Source organism: Jiangella alkaliphila (genome assembly GCF_900105925.1).
Classification (GTDB): Bacteria; Actinomycetota; Actinomycetes; order Jiangellales; family Jiangellaceae; genus Jiangella; species Jiangella alkaliphila.
In genome coordinates this window covers 1191104-1208827 of record NZ_LT629791.1, presented here as the reverse complement: position 1 = coordinate 1208827, position 17724 = coordinate 1191104, and the positions used below count along the sequence as shown (strand labels likewise).

Genomic DNA, 17724 nt, shown 5'->3' with positions numbered 1-17724 from the left:
GGCCGCGGCTGACCGGGATGGGTTGACGGGCGCGTTCTCGAACGGAGCGGCCTCCAGAGCCGCTCCCGAACGCTGATTACCTGGTGCTCAGAACGGGGGCTCGTCGGCCGGCGGACCGGCCGCCGGAGCGCCCCAGGGGTCGTTGCCGCCGCCGCCCTGCTGCGGCGCGCTGCCGCCGCCGGACGGAGTGGCCCACGGGTCGTTGCCACCACCGGCAGGAGCGCCACCGCCGCCGAAGCCGCCGCCACCGCCACCACCACCACCGGAACGCTGGGTGCGGGTGACCTTGGCCGTGGCGTAGCGCAAGCTCGGGCCGATCTCGTCGACGTCGAGCTCGACGACCGTGCGCTTCTCGCCCTCGCGGGTCTCGTACGAGCGCTGCTTGAGCCGGCCCGTCACGACGACACGCATGCCGCGCTGCAGCGACTCGGCGGCGTTCTCGGCCGCCTGCCGCCACACCGAGCACGACAGGAACAGCGCTTCGCCGTCTTCCCACGTGCTGGTCTGACGGTTGAACGTGCGCGGCGTGGACGCGACGCGGAAGTTCGCGACCGCGGCACCGCTGGGCGTGAAGCGCAGCTCAGGGTCGTCGGTCAAGTTGCCGACGACCGTGATGACGGTCTCGCCTGCCATTGGTGGTCCCTCTCAGTGGGCTTCCGGCCGAACGACCTTGGTACGCAGCACAGTCTCGGACAGTCCGAGCTGGCGGTCGAGCTCTGCCACGGTGTCGGCCTCGCACGTGACGTCGAGCACCGCGTAGATGCCCTCGCTCTTCTTGCCGATCTCGTACGAGAGCTTGCGGCGGCCCCAGATGTCGATCTTCTCGACCGAGCCACCGGACTCGCGTACGACCCCGAGGTACTGCTCGAGGCTGGGCTGCACGGTGCGCTCCTCGGACTCGGGGTCCAGGATCACCATGACCTCATAGCGACGCATGCCGGATCACCTCCTGTGGTCTTCGCGGCCACGGTCTCTCCGTGGCAGGAGGGCTGAACGTCGATGGCCCGGTCGGATGCACGCTGGTCGCGCATGACCGGGCCGCAGGCAAGGTTACCAGCGATGAGCCGAAACGCCGATTCGGTTGTCCACAGGGTTTGACCTGCAGGTTCCGAACCGTCAGAAATCGGTCCCGGCCTCCAGCCGCTGCCGCAGCAACCGCTCCAGCGGCATCGACTCGCCGTCCCTGGCGCCCACGCCGGCCTGCAGCGGCGGGTCCGACGGCGCGATGCGCACGCCGAGCAGCCGCGACCGCGTCGAGCGCGGCACGTCGAGCAGATAGAACGCACCGTCCTCGCCCACCGCCATCGCCCGGTTGCGGCGGACGTACCACCCGCGCAGCCCGGTCTGGTAGCGGACGGCGCCCTCGGCGGCCCGCGCCCGCAGCGGCCCGGGCGCGACGCCGGCGGCCGTCATGGCGGCGACGAACTCGGCGACGAGCACCTTAGCCCGCTCGGTCTCGGCGGCCTGCTTGCGCGCGAGCGCGTCGGCCTGGGCCTGGACGACCTCGCGCCGCCGCTCCCGCCAACTGGGTTCGCCGCTCATCGATCCGAGCCTACGGGGACCGGGCACGGTGTCGGACCGGCGCGGTAGCGTCTGTGGCATGGCTGAGCAGCGCATCGGAGCCCACGTGAAGCAGGGCGATCCCATCTCCACGTCCAAGGCCAACGGGGCCGGCGCGGTGCAGATCTTCCTCGGCGACCCGCAGGACTGGAAGGCCCCCAAGCTGGCCTACCCGGGCGGCGCCGAGGCGCTGAAGGCCGACGCCGAGGCGGCCGGCCTGAAGGTCTACGTCCACGCGCCGTACGTCGTCAACGTCGCCACCACGAACAACCGCATCCGCATCCCGAGCCGCAAGATCCTGCAGCAGCACGTCGACGTCGCGGCGCAGGTGGGCGCGGCGGGCCTGGTCGTGCACGGCGGCCACGTGCTCAAGGGCGACGACCCGCAGGCCGGCGTCGACAACTGGCGCAAGGCGGCCGAGCAGCTCGACGCCAAGGTGCCGGTGTTCATCGAGAACACCGCCGGCGGCGACTACGCCATGGCCCGCAAGCTGGACCGGCTGGCCGCGCTCTGGGACGCCGTCGGCGAGTTCGGGTTCGGCTTCTGCCTCGACACCTGCCATGCGTTCTCGGCCGGCATCGCTCCGGAGGACATGGTCGAGAAGACGCGGGCCATCACCGGGCGCATCGACCTCGTGCACGCCAACGACAGCCGCGACCCGTTCGACTCCGGCGCCGACCGACACGCCACCATCGGAACGGGCAGCATCGGCGGCGAGGCCATCGTGGCCGTCATCGAGGCGGCGGGCACCGACGCCGTCGTCGAGACGCCGGCCGAGGGCCAGGACGCCGACGTCGCCTACCTACTGGAACAGGTCAAGGCGAGGTAGCGGCGATGCGCGGCCGCGCGCGGGCGGCCTCGGCCACCCCGGCCACGGCTTCGGGCCGGACGGTGTCGCGCACGATGCGCAGCGCCTCGACCAGGGCGCTCAGCTGCTCGGGCGTCAGCAGGCCGGTGTACCAGCGGTCGACGTCCTCGATGTGCTCGGCGACGGCGGCGGTCACGCGTTCCAGGCCGGCGTCGGTGAGGACCGCCCAGGTGCCGCGGCGGTCGGTGTCGCAGCTGGCCCGGTTCACCAGGCCGCCCCGCTCCAGCCGGTCGACCACGCGGGTGACGCCGCTGGTGGTCAGGCTGGTCTGCGCGGCGAGGTCGCTCATGCGCAGCTGGCAGTTGGGCGTGCGGCCCAGGCGCAGCAATATCTCGAGTTCGTTCTCGGACAGTCCGTGGTGGGCCAGGCGGGTGGCGAACTTGTTGGTCAGCCCCCGGTGCACCTCGACGAGCAGGCCGACGGCGGTGAGCCGGTCGTCGTCGATGATTCGCTTCGTCGCCATAGATGCTGATGCTAACAATGGTTGACGGCGCAAAATATTGAACGTTGAAGCATAATCGCCAGAGAAAGGGCACGCGATGGCTGAGGCGCACACCGCCCGCAACCTGCACCCGTGGAACGGGCTCACCGTGCCGGGGGCCGGCGTTTTCACGCTCGACCCCGCGCACGCCGACGTGACGTTCGCCGTCCGCTACCTCATGGTCACGCAGATCAAGGGCCGGTTCGGCGACGTCCGCGCCACCCTGACGATCGGCGAGGACCCCACGGCGTCGCACGTCGAGGTCGTCGTCGCGACGGCCAGCCTGGCCACCGGCGAGGACGACCGCGACGACCGGCTGCGCTCGGCCGACTTCTTCGACGTCGCCCAGCATCCGGAGCTGACCTTCCGGTCCACCCGCATCGCGCACGTCGACGGCAACGAGTTCGTGCTGGCCGGCGACCTCACGATCCGCGGCAACACCGGGCCGGTGGAGTTCCGGGCCAGCTTCGACGGCGTCGGCTTCGACCCGTGGGGCGCCCAGGTCGTCGGCCTGAGCGCCCGCACCGAGATCGACCGCGAGCGGTGGGGGCTGACGTGGAACCGGGCGCTCGAGACCGGCGGCGTGCTCATCGGCAAGACGGTGGTGCTGGAGATCGACGCCGAGTTCACCCGCCCGGCACAACCGGACACTCCCGGACGTTCGTGATCGTTCTCAGGTGCACACCCGAAGCGGGTACCCTCGCCCCGTGACACGCTCCTCCACCCTCACCGTCCGTGAGATCACGAGCGACCAGCACGTCGCCGCGATCGCCGAGCGGCCCTCGGTCAGCTTCCTCCAGACACCGGCGTGGGGCGTGGTCAAACGCGACTGGCGGTCCCGCTCGGTCGGCTGGTTCGACGACGACAAGCTGGTCGGCGTCGCGCTGGTGCTGTACCGCAAGGCGCCGCGCATCCGCCGTTCCCTCGCCTACATCCCCGAGGGCCCGAGCATCGACTGGGACAGCGTCGCGGCCGCCGGCGACCTGCAGCGCTGGCTGGCCCCGCTGATCGAGCACGTGAAGGCACAGGGCGCGTTCGGCCTGCGCTTGGGGCCGATGGTGGTGACCCGCCGCTGGCACAACGCCACCCTCAAGAACGCCCTCGCCGACCCCGGCATCGCCAGGCTGCGCGACGTCCCGGCCGACGAGACCACCGCCACGGGCACCGCGCTGGCCGAGCAGCTGACGGCGCTGGGCTGGCGTCCGCCCGCGGCCACCGACGGGTTCGCCGCCGGCCAGCCGCGGCACGTCTTCCAGCTGCCGCTCGAGGGCCGCGACGCCGACGACGTCCTCAAGGGCTTCAACCAGCTGTGGCGGCGCAACATCAAGAAGGCGGACAAGTCCGGCGTCGTCGTCTCGCTCGGCACCGCCGCCGACCTGCCCGAGTTCCACCGCGTCTACGCCGAGACCGCGCAGCGCGACGACTTCACGCCGCGCCCGTACGCGTACTTCGAGGGCATGTGGGCCGCGATGACCGCCGACGCGCCTGAGCGGCTGCGGCTCTACCTCGCCCACCACGAGGGCGAGCTCGTCGCCGCCGCCACGATGACGCGGGTCGGGACGCACGCCTGGTACTCCTACGGCGCCTCGACGACGACCAAGCGCGACGTCCGCGGCTCCAACGCGATCCAGTGGCGGATGATGCAGGACGCGCTGGCCGAGGGGTGCTCCGTCTACGACCTGCGCGGCATCACCGACACGCTGTCCGAGAACGACCCGCACGCCGGCCTGATCCGCTTCAAGCTGGGCACCGGCGGGCAGGCCGTGGAGTACCTCGGGGAGTGGGACCTGCCCATCTCGCGCGTCCTCTATTCTGCCTTCGACCTCTACATGAAGCGCCGGAGCTGACCGCGGTGTCCCTGACCTTGCACATCGACGCCGACCAGTGGCGCGGCCGGGTCCGCCGCTACGTCCAGGACGCGACCGCCGCGGGCGTCACCGTCGTCCCCGTCGCCAAGGGCAACGGCTACGGCTTCGGCAACGCCGTGCTGGCGGCCGAGGCGGCCCGGCTCGGGGTGACGACGCTCGCCGTCGGCACGTACGACGAGGTCGCCGCGGCCACCGGCGAGTTCGGCGGCGACGTGCTGGTGCTGACGCCGTGGCGGCCCTGGCTGACCGCCGCGCTGGGCGACGACCGCCTCGTCCACACCGTCTCGCGGCTGGAGGACCTGCGGCAGCTGGCGGCCGCGCCCGCCCGCCCGCGGGTCGTCGTCGAGGTGCTGACGAGCATCCGGCGCCACGGCATCGACCCGGGCGACCTCGCCGACGTCGCGAAGCTGCTCGACGACGTGCGGTTCGAGGGGTTCGCGCTGCACCTGCCGCTGGGCGACGACCACGCCGCCGAGGCGACGACCTTGGCCCGGCGGGCATTCGAGGCGGTACCGGCGGCGGCCCGCACGATCTGGGTCAGCCACCTCACCGCGGCGCAGGCCGCGACGGTCGGGCAGGCGACGTCCGCCGAGGTGCGGCTGCGGGTGGCGACGGCGCTCTGGCTCGGCGACCGCTCCGGGCTGACCCCCAAGGCGACGGTCCTCGACCTGCACCGGGTCCGGCGCGGCGAGACGTACGGCTACCGGCAGCGCCGGGCCCGCCGCGACGGCACGGTGGTGGTCGTCGCGGGTGGGACGGCGCACGGCATCGCGCTGCAGGCCCCGACGGCGGCCGGCACGCTGCGTCAGCGGGCGTCGGCGCTGGCGCGCGGCGGGCTGGAGGCGGGTGGGCGGGCGCTCTCGCCGTTCCGCGTCGCCGGCAAGCAGCGCTGGTTCGCCGAGCCGCCGCACATGCAGTGCTCGATGATCTGGCTCCCTGACGGCGTCGAGCCGCCCTCCGTGGGCGACGAGGCCGGCGTCGAGGTCCGCTACACGACGACCACCTTCGACGCCCTCGCCTGGGACTGACCGACTAGGGCGTGTCTCCCAAGTCTCGGCCGTAGCGAGCGGCGTCCAGGTGGATGCCTCGCAAGGCCGAGGAGGGAGTCATAGCGGGGTTCTATGACGACTGACGAGAACGCAGCGAGGCGCCGCCTGGGCGTCGCGCAGTAGGCCATGGACTTGGGAGACGCGCCCTAGTCGCGCTCGTAGCGGGCGATCGACCCGTAGTCGCCGAACGAGGGGATCGGCTCCCAGTTGGCGTCGACCGGCACGTCGTCGTACTCGACGGTCTCCTGGACGTTCTCGACCTTGTTCTTGACGACCCGCTTCACGTAGCCGTCCTCGCGGAGATGGACGGTCTCGTGCGACGCGGAGTCGGACAGCCGCAGCCCCGGCTGGTCGTTCGGATACGTCCACAGGTGAACCCGCGTCAGGAAGAGACGGTCCTCGGCCTTCTTCATGAACGTGTACTCGGTCGCCTTGCGGCCGACGTCGTCGAGGAACGTCACGGCGACCACGCCCGTCTTCCACACCGGGGTGACCAGGACCGGGAACGTCGTCCCCGTCCGGGGCGGCAGGACGGCCGTGTACTCCTCGCCGGCGCCGTCCCGGACCCGCGCCTCCTCTTCGGTCAACGGCACGCCGGGGGACGCCGTCGGCGTGGTTCCACTTGAAGCAGTAGTCGACCATCTCCGGAACCCTAGGGGGTGTCTCCCGAGTCCATGGCCTACTGCGCGACGCCCAGGCGGCGCCTCGCTGCGGCCGAGACCCGGGAGACACCCCCTAGCCCGCCCAGCGTCCGGTCAGGTAGGCGGCCGCCCAGACCGACATGAGCGGCACCGAGACGGCGAGGTAGCCCCACAGGACCCAGCGCCGGCGGGCCGCCAGCACGGCGATCGTCACCCACAGCGGCCACCACAGCAGCGACGCCCGGGGCACCGAGAAGAACCACGTCGACGTGCCGAACGCGATGACCTGGAGGCCGACCCAGGTCGCCTCGCCCCAGCGCCGCCAGCGCACCAGCAGCACCGTCAGCACGACGCCGACCAGCATGGCGACGAGCTCGGCGCGGAACATCCAGGCGAACCCGGGCGACTGGGTGCCCCCGAAGGCCGCCTGCCAGGTGGTGTCGAAGGCCGTCCACGGCCAGGAGAAGTGCCGGTCCCAGCCGTCGGCCTGGGCGTGCAGCCAGGCCAGCCAGTCGCCGGTCCGCGACTCGAGGTACACCGACCACGCCAGCAGCGGCAGCGCCGGGAGGAACAGCCAGCCGAGCCCGGACCACCACGGCCGGCCGGTCCGCTCGACCGCCTCGCGCCGCGTCGTCAGCCACTGGACGGCGACGGCGGCGGCCAGGAACACGCCGCTGACCCGCACCGTGCACGACAGCGCCGTCAGCGCACCGGCCGCCAGCCAGTGCTGCCGGCGCGCCGCCAGCCAGGCCGGGAACGCGAACGCCAGGAACAGCGACTCGGTGTACGGCGCGGCGAGGAACACCGCCGTCGGCGACACCACCCAGACGAGGACGGTGAGCCGGCCGATCCGCTGGCCGCCCTCCAGCTCGCCGATGCGGCCCAGCGCCACCGCGGCGACGGCGCCGGCCAGCAGCGACACGATCAGCCCGGCGGTGACGTGGCGCAGTCCCAGCTCGGCGCCGAGCCACAGCAGCCCCGGGAAGCCGGGGAAGAACGCCTCGTTCGGGACGCCCGTGGGCTCGCCGCCGTAGCCGTGGATGGCGATGCCGGCGTAGTGCCAGAAGTCCCACTGCTGCCACCGGTCCAGCGCGGGCACGACGTCCTGGCCCGTGGCGACGAACATCCAGCCGGTGGCGCCGGCAATCACCCACAGCGAGACCCGGCTGGCCAGCCAGACCCCCAGCGCGTCGCGGTCGACCGGGAGCACCCGCTCCGCCAGCGTTCGCGCCGTCATGCCGGCACCACCCCGCCGCGCCGGTGCCGGGGCTCGGCGGAGCCCGGCGGCCGCGGCAGGAACCGGCGGACGGGGTCCTCCTCGGGACGGCGGATGTCGCGCACGACCATGACAACGAGCCAGAGCAGTCCGGCGATCCGCAGCACGATCGCCGCCGCGTACTGGTCGTTCGTCAGCAGCGGCGAGGCCGGGTCGTAGAGCGTGGCCAGGTAGCGCCACACGAGTACGAAGTAGACGGCCTCGGCGACCTGCCAGACGGCGAGGTCGCGCACCCGCGGCCGGGCCAGCACCGCCAGCGGCAGCAGCCACAGCGAGTACTGCGGCGACCACACCTTGTTCACCAGCAGGAACGCCGCGACGGCGAGGAAGGCGAGCTGCGCGACGCGGGGCGGGGCCGGTGCCGTCAGGGCCAGTGCGGCGATCAGCGCCAGCAGCACCACCGCGAACACCAGGACGAGGTCGTCGACGGAGTCGGGCATCAGGTCCGGCGCCAGCAGCTCCAGGGCGAACCAGGTGGAGCCGAAGTCGGCGGCGCGGTCGACGTTGAAGGTGAAGAACTCGCGCCAGCCGTCCGGCGCCCACCACGCCACCGGCAGGTTCACGGCGGACCACGCGACGACGGCGGCCGCGGCGGCCAGCGCGGCGTCGCGAAGGGCGGAGCGCCGCTCCGGCGACCGCAGCGCCACCAGCACCAGCACGCCGAGCAGCAGCACCGGGTACAGCTTGGCGGCGGTGCCGAGCCCGATCAGCACCCCGGCGACCACCGGCTGGCCCCGCGCCCACGTCAGCAGCGCCAGCGACGTCGCCAGCACCGCCAGCAGGTCCCAGTTGACGTACGCGCTGAGCAGCAGCAGCGGCGAGGCCGCCACCAGCAGTCCGTCCCACGGCCGGCGCGGCACCGTCCGCGCGGTCGCGACCACCACGCCCAGCGCGGCGACGGCCATGAGCACGGCGGTGAGGTCGAAGAAGACGACGCTCTCGGCGATCGCCGGCGGCAGCTCGCCGCCACCGCCGAACGTGTCGTACAGCCCGGCCGCCGCGACCGCCGTCACCTGCATGACGGCGCCGGTCAGCACCGGGTACTCCAGCAGGCTGTCGCGGTAGGCCACCAGGCCGTCGACGAAGCCGCGCTCGCGGTACAGGAACCCGACGTCGCTGTAGCACAGCGACGTCCACATCGACCGGTCCGCGCGACCGGCCCAGCCGGCCGCACGGCACGGCTCGTCGGCCAGGTAGCTGATCGCCAGCACGACGACCGCGACCAGCAGCGCCACCCGGATCGGGCCCCACCAGCGCCGCGGCCAGGCCGCCCGGCGCCCGAACGGCCCGCCGATCACCTCACTCAACCCTGCGACGACGGGGTCGTCACGGCTGGGCGCGGCGGGCTCCTCGCGGCGCTGCTGCGTCACGGACACGAGTCGACAGCCTAACCCTCACCTGACGTCTGTCCGGACCTGGCCGCAACAGGTGCGCCGGTCAGCGGTCGGCGCCCCCGGCGTCGCCCCAGTCGCCGCCTCCGTTGGCGTTGCCGTTCTCGTCGCTCGTCGGCTCGTCGGTGGGTTCCTCGGTGGGTTCTTCGGTGGGCGTCTCGCCGGTGCCGCCCTCGCTGCCGCCCCACTCGGTGCCGGACTCGTCGCCGCCGTCCCCGCCGGACGTGTCGCCGCCACCGTCGCCGGACTCGTCGCCGCCGTCGCCACCGTCACCGTTGTCGTCGCCGCCGTCGTTGCCGTCGCCGTTGTCGCCGTTGTCGCCGCCCTCGTCGTCGCCAGGGGTCTCGGTCGGGGTGGGCGTCGGCGTGGGCGTGGGGTTGACCGGCTCGCCGACCTCGGCCGGCTCAGGGAACTCCTCGATCTCCATGCCATCGAGGGCGCCGGCCATGAAGGCGGTCCAGATGCGGGCCGGGAAGCGGCCACCGGTCGTGGTGTCGTAGCCACCGACGCCGTCGAGGGAGACCGTGCCGGCGGTCTCGCCGTCGCCGCGGAAGATCGCGACGCTGGCCGCCAGTTGCGGCACGTAGCCGGAGAACCACGCGGTGAGGTCCTCATGGGTGCCGGTCTTGCCGGCGGCCGGCCGGTTGAGGTTCTGCGCCTCCTGGCCGCTGCCGTTCTGGACCACCTGGCTCAATGCGAAGGTGGTGTCGGCGACGACCCCGGGGTCGAGGACCGACTCGGGCGCCGGCTCGACGCTGTACGGGACGTTGCCGCCCGGCTCGGTGACCGAGCGGACGGTGTACCAGTCGGCGTGCCGGCCGCCCGCGGCCAGCGTGGCGTACGCCTCGGCCATGTCGATGGGCCGGACGTGGCCGATGCCGATGGTGACGCGCGGGTTCTGGCGCATCTCCGCCTCCTCGTCGGCCGCGTAGGCCAGGCCGGAGGCCAGCTGGGAGTCGACGACGGAGTCGGGGCCGATCTGCATGGTGAGGTCGACGAACGCGGTGTTCATGGAGTTCTCGGTGGCCGTGACCAGGTCGATGGCCTCGCCGTACTCCTGGTCGCCCTGGTTGTGCACCGGCGGGCCGAGGATCGGGTCGGTCAGCGTGTTGCCGGAGTACCGGCTCTCCAGCGAGATGCCCTGCTCGAGGGCCGCGGTCAGAGTGAACGCCTTGACCGTCGACCCGCCCTGGACCGAGGCGTCGATGGCGTCGTTGAACGGCTGCTCGACGGCGTCGGGCCCGCCGTACATCGCGACGACGGCGCCGTCGCCAGGCGTGACCGCCGCGAGGCCGACCCGGACGCCGTCGGCGTCCTCCTGCGGCCGTTCGGCCTCGACGGCCTGGATGGCCGCGCTCTGCGCCTGCGGGTCGAAGGTCGAGACGACCCGCAGGCCGCCGGTGTCGATCTGCTCCTCGGTGAAGCCGTTGTCGATCAGCTCGTCGCGGACCTGCTGCAGCAGGTAGCCGTTGGGGCCGCCGTACATGTTGGTGTTCTGCTCGGGCACGACCTCGGGCGGCACCAGCGTCTCGGCGCTCGCGGCGTCGAGCGCGTCGATCTCGACCATGCCGTCGACGACGTACTGGAACCGGTTCTGGAACCGCTCGGTGTTCTCCGGGCCCAGCGTGGGGTCGTAGCGCGCCGGCGAGCGCAGGATGCCGGCCAGCGCCGCGCACTGGGCGGTGTCGAGCTCGGACACCGGCACGCCGAAGTACGAGCGGGACGCGGTCTGGATGCCGTAGACACCGCCGCGGCCGAACCAGATGGTGTTGAGGTACGACGCGAGGATGTCGTCCTTGTCCAGCTGCTGGTCGATCTTGACCGAGATGAACAGCTCCTGCACCTTGCGGGTGAGGGTCTGGTCCTGCGTCAGGTAGTAGTTCTTGACGTACTGCTGGGTGATGGTGGAGCCACCGCCGGCCGCCGTCGACCCGTTGTTCTGGATGTAGCCGATGCCCGCGCGCACCAGGCCGACCGGGTCGAAGCCGTTGTTCTCGTAGAAGCTGCGGTCCTCGGCGGCCACGACGGCGTCCTGGCAGGCCTGCGGGATCTCGGAGATGTCGACGGTCTCGCGGTTCTCGGCGCTGAACCGGCCCAGCTCGGTCTCGCCGTCGTTCCAGTAGACGATGGTCGCCTCGGACCGCGCGAACGCGTTGGCCTCAGGGATGTCCGTCATGGCGTAGGCGATGCTGATGCCGGCGACGCCGAGCAGCATCATGCCGAGCGTGTAGAGGCCGAAGGCCTTCCACGTGACGAACTTGCGCCAGCCCTTGCGACGGCCCTTGGCGTCCTTCTTGCCGTTGCGGCCGCCGGCGTAACGCCTGCTCCCGCCCCGTCCAGGGGTCGACGAGGAGACCGCGCCCGCGGACGCGGCGGTCTTCGGCGCCGCGTTCTTGGACGCGGCTGTACGCGCGCGGCCACCCGCGCGGCGTCGCCCTTGGTTCGTCACAGAGTTCTCGGTCGGGTCGGGGACATCGGCCGTCCGGTGCGCGCGATGAGGCGCTCCGGATTCATGCAGAGCCTACGACGCTCCATGGTTGATCACGCCAATCCTGCTCTCGCCCCGGACGTTTCAAACCTGCCCGTGACGGCACAGCCGCCACACCCGTCACGCCGATGTCGACGGGCCACTTGCAGATCACGTCGGGGACGTTCTATCGTCCTGAAGTATCGTACGGATGTATCGGTTCGATACATCGATCTGACAATGATGCAAGGGAGCGTACCTCGTGGGCAAACGCGCAGAGGCGCTGGAGCTGGCCGTCCTGGGCCTGCTGCACGATGCGCCGCTGCACGGCTACGAGCTCCGCAAGAGGGTGAACTCGCTGCTGGGGTGGGGGCGAGCCTTCTCGTACGGCACCTTGTATCCGACCCTCAAGGCGATGGTCCGGCACAACTACCTGGCCGAGGACGAGCCGGTCGACACCCTGTCGCCGGTTCCGCATCGCAGCGGCCGCCGCGGCCGCATCGCCTACCGGCTCACGCCAGAGGGCAAGGAGCGCTTCGCCGAACTGCTCTCCCAGACCGGACCCTCGGCCTGGGACGACGAGCACTTCGGCGTGCACTTCGCGTTCTTCGGGCGGGCCGACGCCGATACCCGCATGCGGATCCTCATCGGCCGGCGCAGCCGGCTGCAGGAGAAGCTCGACCAGTTCCGCTCGGCACTGTCGCGCACTCGTGAGCGGCTCGACGCCTACACGCTGGAGCTCCAGCGACACGGCTTGGAGTCGGTCGAGCGTGAGGTCAAGTGGCTCGACGACCTGATCAGCGCCGAACAGCGCTCGATCGGCAGGCCACAGGGCGCCATGCCCACCCCAGGGGCCGGTGAGCCACCGGCGCCCCCCACCGGAATCGAAGGAGAGAACGGCCGATGAGCTCGGTACGTGTTGCCATCGTCGGCGTAGGTAACTGCGCCGCCTCGCTCGTGCAGGGCGTGCACTATTACCGTGACGCCGACCCGGCGACGAAGGTCCCTGGCCTGATGCACGTTCAGTTCGGCGACTACCACGTCCGTGACGTCGAGTTCGTCGCCGCGTTCGACGTCGACGCCAAGAAGGTCGGGCAGGATCTCGCGGACGCCATCGGCGCCAGCGAGAACAACACCATCAAGATCTGCGACGTGCCTCCCACGGGCGTCGTCGTGCAGCGCGGCCACACGCTCGACGGTCTGGGCAAGTACTACCGCGAGACCATCACCGAGGCCGAGAGCGAGCCGGTCGACGTCGTCGCCGCGCTGAAGGCCGCCAAGGTCGACGTGCTCGTCTGCTACCTGCCCGTGGGCTCGGAGGAGGCCGCGAAGTTCTACGCGCAGGCCGCCATCGACGCCGGCGTCGGCTTCGTCAACTGCCTGCCGGTCTTCATCGCCGGCACCCAGGCATGGGCGGACAAGTTCACCGCCGCGGGTGTCCCGATCGTCGGCGACGACATCAAGTCGCAGATCGGCGCCACCATCACGCACCGCGTCCTGGCCAAGCTGTTCGAGGACCGCGGCGTCACCGTCGACCGGACCTACCAGCTCAACGTCGGCGGCAACATGGACTTCAAGAACATGCTCGAGCGCGAGCGGCTGGAGTCCAAGAAGATCTCCAAGACGCAGTCGGTCACCTCACAGCTGGTCGACGGCCTGGAGCCGCGCAACGTCCACATCGGCCCGTCCGACTACGTCGCGTGGCTGGACGATCGCAAGTGGGCCTTCATCCGGCTCGAGGGCCGCAACTTCGGCGACGTCCCACTGAACCTGGAGTACAAGCTCGAGGTCTGGGACTCCCCGAACTCGGCCGGCATCGTCATCGACGCGCTCCGGGCGGCCAAGATCGCCATGGACCGCGGCATCGGCGGGCCGATCCTCTCGGCGTCGTCCTACTTCATGAAGTCGCCGCCGGAGCAGTACTCCGACGACGTGTGCAGGGAGAAGGTCGAGCAGTTCATCCGTGGAGAGATCGAGCGCTGACGCGTTCACGCGTGAGGAGCCGGCGCCCCCGCTGGGGTGCCGGCTCCTCACGCGTGGCGGGGGCGGCGTTGGGACCAGTCCAGGATCGGCCGAACGGACACTCCGGCGGGCCGCGCGGCGGACCGTCCGCCGGGCCTCCGGCGCCCGAACGCCGCAGCTACCGGCGTTGACCACCGGTCCGCCCAGGGATGAGAATCCCGTCGTCGGTGCGGCAGTTTGACGTGGCTCGTCTACCATTTCCGTCATGCTCCGGTGGGATCGTGTGCCAGATTGAGGTGTTTCACCCATCGGTCGCCTATTGACAGAACGCTGCCGGGCAGCAAGCGTCGTCTAGCGGCGCGTGTGCGTCCCGGAGCACGACGGCGGCCACGAAGGGGCCTTGAGTCGCTCACCGGCGAGCGACCACGGGGACGACAGAGGAAGGATCATCGATGACGCGGACCGCCCGAGGACGCCGTAGCAACGACGGCGCCACGAAGCGGGCGCGCACGAACCTGCGCCCAGGAGACCCGCGCCCAGCCGTGAAATCCGGTCGCGCGAAGGAAGGCGGCGACGGCTCCCGGTCGTTCTGGCAGTCCTTCCTGCACGACCGCAGCGTGCGCTCGCGCGTCGCCGCACTGGTCCTTCTCCCGCTGCTGGGCACGCTCGTGCTCGGCACGCTGTTCTTCAACAACGCGCTCGACGAAGCGTCGTCCGCCTCGCGCACCGAGAGCCTGGCCGAGGTCGGCATGGTGTCGCTCCAGGCGCTGCAGGCGATCCAGGACGAGCGCGACACCACCGGTCTGCAGAACAACCCCACTGCGAGCGTCAGCCCCGAGTCGGTCACGGCCGCGCGCGAGAACACCGACGCCGCCATCGCCGCGCTGTCCGACGCGGTCGACGAGCGCCGCGGCGACGACCTCGGCACCAGCTTCGAGGCCGCGGTCAGCCTGTACGACCGCGAGGTCGAACGGCTGACCGAGGGCGAGTCCACCTACCGCACGCAGCGCGACGCCCTCGACCCTCCGTTCGACTCCGGCACCGGTGGCTACGAACGTTTCGCCGCTGTGCTCCGGCAGTTGGCCACGGCATCCGCCGGCGGCACGGACGACCCGACGCTGGCGCGCCAGATCGCGGCGGTGGCTGACATCGCCCAGGCGGTCGAGGCGGCGTCGATGGAGCGCGGCCTCGTCGCCTTCTTCATGACCCCTGACCAGGCCCCCTCCGACGCGCACCGCGACCAGGCGATGCAGCTCCAGGGCGAGCAGGAGCTGCTCCTGAGCGACCGGTTCCTCCGCGGGCTCGGCTTCACCGAGCAGATGCGCATCTACTCCAACCAGATCTCCGTCGCCGACCGCGCGGTCACCGATGCCCGCGCCGACATCGTCGACGGCGTCGCGCCGCGGGTCACGACAGCAGAGTGGTGGGAAGCGTCGACGGAGCGCCTGGACGCGCTGCGCGACATCCAGCAGGAGGCCGGCAACAACGTCCTGACGCTCGCCGCCGACCGCACCGACAACGCCCGGGTCACCGCGCTGTTCAGCGCGCTCGCCGTGCTCGCCGTCCTGGCGCTCACCGTCTACCTCGCCATCGTCGTGGCGCGGTCGATCATCGGCCCGCTGCGCCGGCTGCGCGCCTCGGCGCTCGAGACCGCGCAGACCCAGCTGCCGGCGCTGGTCGAGCGAGTGCACAAGGACGGGCCGCTGGTGGCCCGCAACCTGCCCGACGCCGTCCAGGCCGAGGGCCGCGACGAGATCGGCCAGGTCGCGACAGCATTCAACGACGTCCACTCCACCGCCGTCCGGGTCGCCGCCGAGCAGGCGCTGCTGCGGCAGAACCTCGACACCATCGTCGTCAACCTCTCCCGCCGCACGCAGTCGCTGGTCGACCGCCAGCTCGGCGAGATCGAGGGCCTCGAGCAACGCGAGCGCGACCCCGACCAGCTGAGCACGCTGTTCCGCATCGACCACATGGCCACCCGCGTCCGGCGGCACGCCGAGAGCCTCCTGGTCCTCGCCGGCGTCGAGGAGATGCGCAAGCACACCAGCGCGGCCGGCGTCCTCGACGTCGTCCGCACGGCGGTCGGCGAGGTCGAGCAGTACCCGCGGGTGAAGTTCGGCGTCATGCCGACCGACCTCATCACCGCCGGGGCCGTCGACGACATCGCCCACCTGCTGGCCGAGCTGATCGACAACGCGACCGAGTTCTCCGCTCCGGCCACGCCGGTCCGGGTCACCAGCCAGCCGCTGCTCGGCGGCGGCCTGCGCCTGCAGGTCTCCGACTCCGGCCTGGGCATCCCCGCCGGCCAGCTCGACGAGCTCAACGAGCGGTTGCGCAACGTCGGTGACATCGACGTCGCGGCCTCCCGCACCCTGGGCCTCTACGTGGTCGCCCGGCTGGCGGCCAAGCACGGCATCCAGGTGCGGCTCGAGCCGGTACCCGAGGGCGGCACGGCCGCGCAGGTCGACCTCCCGGCGCACCTGATCCTCTCGCCGCTCGACACCAGCGAAGGCGTCATCCCGCCGGTGCCGGCCGAGCCCGCGGCGCCGCAGCCGGGCGGAATCGACCCGTGGAACCTCGACCCGAGCCCCACGCCGTTCCGCCGCGAGGAGTCCTCGCCGTCGCTGCCGGTCTCCTCGATCACCGCGGCCGGGCTGCCGCGCCGCGAGGACCGGCCCGCCGAGACCCGCCACCCGATCGACGCCTCCGCCCAGACCGACCTGCCGCAGGCGTCCGACCCCGCGCCCGCCGTCGACGCCGGCCGGCCCACCTGGCCCAGCCCGGAGGAGTCGCGGCTGCGTCCCGACACCGGCGAGCACCGCATCGCGCCCATCACCGCCGAGACCCGCTACTCGCCGTCCGACACCGGCGAGCACCGCATCGGCGACACCGGCGAACGCCGGCTGACCGAGACGGGCGAGCGCCGGCTCTCCGACACCGGTGAGCGCCGCGTCACGACCGACCACGGCGCGCGGTCCGACGAGGCATGGCGGCAGCCGCTGACCAACGGCACGGGCTCGGCGCTGCCGACCCGCGAGCCCCGTCAGGAGCCGCGGCCCGAGGTCCGCCAGCCCGCACCGCCGCCGCCCGCCGCACCGCCGGCCCGGCCGGCCGCCGCTCGCTCCTCGCTGCGCGCGCCCGAGCCGGTGCTCCCCGAGAGCGACTCGCCCATCTACGACTCCGTCGCCTCGGCCTGGTTCAGCCGGTCGGGCAGCGACTCGGCCGCCGACGACTGGTCCAGCCCGGCCGACGAGGGCTGGCGGCGGGCCGCCGAAGCGCTGCGCTCGGCCGAGGAGGCCGCCAGCGCCCGCGCCGTGCAGCGCGACACCGAGCCCATCCAGACCTCTCCGCAGCCGGGTTCGGGCTGGGCACGCGAGACTCCGGCGGCGGTGCCCGAGCCGGTCGCACAGGCCGAGCCGGCGCTCAGCGCGTCCGGACTCCCGCTGCGGCGCCGCGGCGCCTCGCTGGTGCCGGGTTCCATCGCCGAGCTGAACGACACCGAACGGCCCGAGCGCCCTGCGGCCGCGGCCAAGGACGCGAGTAACGTGGCCTCGACACTGGCCAGCCTGCAGCGAGGTGTCGGGCGTGGCCGGGAGGAAACCGGTGGCTGGGTTCCGAAACGACCCAGTGACCCCGAGAGGAGCGATTCGTGACCAACGCCTCCAGCGACGAGCTTGGCTGGCTGCTCGACCGGTTCGTCGACCGCACCACGGGCGCGGCGCACGCGGTCGTCGTGTCGGCCGACGGCCTGCACCTGGCCGGCTCCACGGGCATGCCGCGCGAACGCGGCGAACAGCTCGCTGCGGTGGTGTCCGGCCTGGCCAGTCTCACGGTCGGCGCCTCGCTGATCCTGGGCGCCGGCGAGGTCCAGCAGACCCTGGTAGAGATGAGCAACGGCTTCCTGCTGGTCATGGCGGTCGGCGACGGCGCACACCTGGCCGTCCTGGCTGCCTCCACAGCCGACCTCGGGCAGGTCGGCTACGAAATGGCCCTCCTCGTCGAGCGCGTGGGCGCCGTCCTCAACCCGGCCACCCGGGTGGGGTGAGAAACGACGTGCACGGGTGCCGGATGTGGTAGGGATCGGGTCAGCACAGCGCAGATCCACGGTCCCACGATGGTCTGGAGGTCATGATGGCGACACCTGACGGCCGACGAGTTCGG

General features: G+C 72.0%; 16 protein-coding genes. 8 read left to right on the top strand and 8 right to left on the bottom strand.

The features are described 5' to 3' along the window. Positions 1-87: 87 nt before the first annotated feature. From BLV05_RS05660 to BLV05_RS05650, 3 genes are all read right to left on the bottom strand, one after another. A complete protein-coding gene (locus tag BLV05_RS05660) occupies positions 88-633 on the bottom strand; it encodes a single-stranded DNA-binding protein (protein ID WP_046766996.1) in 546 nt (181 codons plus the stop codon). A gap of 12 nt (positions 634-645) precedes the next feature. Further along, positions 646-936 carry a 30S ribosomal protein S6 gene (gene rpsF / locus BLV05_RS05655; protein WP_046766997.1) on the bottom strand — a complete coding sequence of 97 codons (291 nt, stop codon included), beginning with the start codon at positions 934-936 and terminating at the stop codon, positions 646-648. 180 nt (positions 937-1116) lie between these two features. Beyond that, positions 1117-1542: a hypothetical protein gene (locus BLV05_RS05650; protein WP_046766998.1), complete on the bottom strand. Its 426-nt coding sequence runs from the start codon at positions 1540-1542 to the stop codon at positions 1117-1119. A gap of 58 nt (positions 1543-1600) precedes the next feature. On the opposite strand from BLV05_RS05650, the gene BLV05_RS05645 reads away from it, so the two are divergent. Next, the gene (locus BLV05_RS05645; RefSeq protein WP_046766999.1) at positions 1601-2389 is read left to right on the top strand and encodes a deoxyribonuclease IV; all 789 of its coding nucleotides are present in this window, start codon (positions 1601-1603) and stop codon (positions 2387-2389) included. Here the strand turns inward: BLV05_RS05645 and BLV05_RS05640 are convergent. Continuing rightward, the gene (locus BLV05_RS05640) at positions 2376-2891 is read right to left on the bottom strand and encodes a MarR family winged helix-turn-helix transcriptional regulator (protein ID WP_046767000.1); all 516 of its coding nucleotides are present in this window, start codon (positions 2889-2891) and stop codon (positions 2376-2378) included. The two genes, BLV05_RS05645 and BLV05_RS05640, sit on opposite strands and share 14 nt — an antisense overlap. Positions 2892-2967: 76 nt before the next feature. Between BLV05_RS05640 and BLV05_RS05635 the strand changes: the two genes are divergently transcribed. The 3 genes from BLV05_RS05635 to BLV05_RS05625 are packed head-to-tail and all read left to right on the top strand — an operon-like array spanning position 2968 to position 5805. Next, positions 2968-3576: a YceI family protein gene (locus BLV05_RS05635; RefSeq protein WP_046767001.1), complete on the top strand. Its 609-nt coding sequence runs from the start codon at positions 2968-2970 to the stop codon at positions 3574-3576. Between the two features lie 40 nt (positions 3577-3616). After that, on the top strand, positions 3617-4756 hold the full coding sequence (locus tag BLV05_RS05630) for a lipid II:glycine glycyltransferase FemX (protein ID WP_046767002.1): 1140 nt from the start codon (positions 3617-3619) through the stop codon (positions 4754-4756). Between the two features lie 5 nt (positions 4757-4761). Then, a complete protein-coding gene (locus tag BLV05_RS05625) occupies positions 4762-5805 on the top strand; it encodes an alanine racemase (RefSeq protein ID WP_046767003.1) in 1044 nt (347 codons plus the stop codon). Positions 5806-5972: 167 nt separating this feature from the next. Here the strand turns inward: BLV05_RS05625 and BLV05_RS05620 are convergent, their stop codons facing one another. The 4 genes from BLV05_RS05620 to BLV05_RS05605 all read right to left on the bottom strand — a co-directional run bounded on the left by BLV05_RS05620 (position 5973) and on the right by BLV05_RS05605 (position 11583). Continuing rightward, complete coding sequence (locus BLV05_RS05620; RefSeq protein WP_046767004.1) at positions 5973-6419, bottom strand: hypothetical protein; 447 nt, start codon at positions 6417-6419, stop codon at positions 5973-5975. A gap of 142 nt (positions 6420-6561) precedes the next feature. Then, a complete protein-coding gene (locus BLV05_RS05615) occupies positions 6562-7704 on the bottom strand; it encodes a mannosyltransferase family protein (RefSeq protein WP_046767005.1) in 1143 nt (380 codons plus the stop codon). Next, the gene (locus BLV05_RS05610; protein ID WP_052762142.1) at positions 7701-9119 is read right to left on the bottom strand and encodes a glycosyltransferase family 87 protein; all 1419 of its coding nucleotides are present in this window, start codon (positions 9117-9119) and stop codon (positions 7701-7703) included. The genes BLV05_RS05615 and BLV05_RS05610 overlap by 4 nt, the downstream gene beginning before the upstream one ends. A gap of 61 nt (positions 9120-9180) precedes the next feature. Further along, positions 9181-11583 (bottom strand): transglycosylase domain-containing protein, encoded by a 2403-nt coding sequence (locus BLV05_RS05605; protein WP_052762143.1) that lies wholly within the window; start codon positions 11581-11583, stop codon positions 9181-9183. A 280-nt stretch (positions 11584-11863) separates the two neighbouring features. Here BLV05_RS05605 and BLV05_RS05600 point away from each other — a divergent pair, with 280 nt between their 5' ends. The 4 genes from BLV05_RS05600 to BLV05_RS05585 all read left to right on the top strand — a co-directional run bounded on the left by BLV05_RS05600 (position 11864) and on the right by BLV05_RS05585 (position 17608). Next, positions 11864-12508, top strand: a complete 645-nt coding sequence (locus BLV05_RS05600) for a PadR family transcriptional regulator (protein ID WP_046767006.1) — start codon at positions 11864-11866, stop codon at positions 12506-12508. Then, the gene (locus BLV05_RS05595; protein ID WP_046767007.1) at positions 12505-13584 is read left to right on the top strand and encodes an inositol-3-phosphate synthase; all 1080 of its coding nucleotides are present in this window, start codon (positions 12505-12507) and stop codon (positions 13582-13584) included. The genes BLV05_RS05600 and BLV05_RS05595 overlap by 4 nt, the downstream gene beginning before the upstream one ends. Before the next feature lie 521 nt (positions 13585-14105). Next, positions 14106-17216 (top strand): sensor histidine kinase, encoded by a 3111-nt coding sequence (locus tag BLV05_RS05590; RefSeq protein WP_052762144.1) that lies wholly within the window; start codon positions 14106-14108, stop codon positions 17214-17216. Beyond that, on the top strand, positions 17213-17608 hold the full coding sequence (locus tag BLV05_RS05585; protein ID WP_046767008.1) for a roadblock/LC7 domain-containing protein: 396 nt from the start codon (positions 17213-17215) through the stop codon (positions 17606-17608). The genes BLV05_RS05590 and BLV05_RS05585 overlap by 4 nt, the downstream gene beginning before the upstream one ends. Positions 17609-17724: the final 116 nt, after the last annotated feature.